1 protein-coding gene and 2 pseudogenes are annotated in these 1,692 nt (G+C 63.5%); all 3 read left to right on the top strand.

The features are described 5' to 3' along the window. Positions 1–717, top strand: a pseudogene (locus AC2FM3_RS17890) (dynamin family protein); the annotation flags it as partial. Positions 718–841: 124 nt separating this feature from the next. Further along, positions 842–1,243, top strand: coding sequence for a hypothetical protein (locus tag AC2FM3_RS17885; RefSeq protein WP_496684595.1), 402 nt, complete (start codon positions 842–844; stop codon positions 1,241–1,243). A gap of 23 nt (positions 1,244–1,266) precedes the next feature. Beyond that, a pseudogene (locus tag AC2FM3_RS17880) lies at positions 1,267–1,692 on the top strand (hypothetical protein); the annotation flags it as partial.

Below are 1,692 nucleotides of genomic sequence, written 5' to 3'. Positions count from 1 at the left end.
GAGCGCCGCAAGGAAGACGGCGAGCGCGCCCGTATCGACGCCGAGGATGCCGAGCGGATGCGAGCCGAGATGACGCCCATGGGCGAAGACGACGATGACCTGCGCTCGTTGTTCCGTGAACCCGAGGACTCGCGTGCGGACATCACCGGCCGCCATCTCGAGCCGTCCCGCCTTGAGGGGTTCGAACTCGAGGACGAATTCGATCTGAGCGACGGAGCGTCGGACTTGTCCGACGAGGACGACTCGGTAGAGGACCCCGACCAAGTGGTGACGACCCTGTCGGAAAAGCTACGCGCAGACGCACCGGCCGATGCCGCCCCGACCGAAGATTCCGACTCGGCACCTGCGGATATCGAGGTTTCGGTTTCCTCGATCACCGCCCTGCTGTCCGAACAACAGGCCGCCGACCCGGACTGTTACGAGCCCGAGCCCGAATCGAATGCCCTGACGAATGGCGGAACCACGGACGACCCGCAGCCGGCCCGAACGTTTGATCATTTGCTGGACGTCCCGGCCGGAACGCCGCTGAGCGCGTCCGCCATGTGGCGCGAGATTTCCGACGGCACCGAACTACCGTCGGATCCCGCTGGGTTGCGCGCCGTATTTCAGGCTTTTCTGGAGGAATTCGACCAGATCGCGCGCGAACACAGTGGCCAGCAGAGCCCACCAGCGGTGATGAGCGAACCCAAGGACAGGGCTGAATGGCAGGTCTCGTGACGCGACCCCGCGAACCGGGCGGATCGGAAAAAGCCGTTTCCCGCCCGGACGATGAATGCTATCGGTTGCGCGACGGGAAGACCCCGTTGCGCATCGGTTTTTTGAAAGGTTGACAGGACGTTAGATGAGCATAGAGGCCGCCCTGACCAGCGCCATGGAGACTATCCCCGACTGTATCGCAGCCGGATATATCGATATGGAAACGGGCATGTTGCTGGGCGCATCAACGACGGATGATGCCGATGCCGAGGTTCTGAACAATCTGGCCATCGCCGTTGCCAACCTGTTTCAAGGGCGCGGTGTACAGGCCTTCCAGGACCTGCTCGAATCGGCCGGCCTGCAAGACAACGACACCCCCGGGTTCGGAGAAATCGCCGTATTCTCAGAAGATCGGCTGCACATCTTTCTGCGGACGCGCGAGTACCCCGAACACGTGGTCTGCTACATCTGTCACGCCAGCGCCAATACCGGCCTGGCCCTGACCAAATCGCACCTGAGCCTCGGGCCGGTGGCGGCGGCGGTCTAGCAAGGATATCAAGGACGGATGCAATGACGGCGACAGAGATCATCGACATGCTCGAAAACATCGGGCGCAGGGCGACTCCACGGCTGTCGCCCGCGGTCGACCTGACGGCGGAAACACCGGCCGCGCGGCGCAGTCTGATCCTGCAGGCGATCCGGGGTACCGTACTGCCCCGCCGCGCCGAGTTCACCGCCCCTGACGGAACGCGTCTGGCGCTTGAACTGAACAGCTCGCGCATTACCGATGTCTACCGGACCAGCACCGGCGAGCTTCCCGATTTCGCGACCGAAGCGCGTGAAACCATCGTGCGGAAGCTGGCACGACTGGTGTCGGACCTCGCCCTTGCGGGCGATCCGATTCAGATGGTGTCCCTGCAACCCGACGGCCCGACCGAGGCCGACGATGTCGGGATCACTTTCACCGAGATAAAGACGGCCTGCGCGGCGATCGAG

The sequence above is a fragment of the Ruegeria sp. BHSB172 genome, from assembly GCF_059613165.1.
This window is presented reverse-complemented; position numbering and strand designations above follow the sequence as displayed.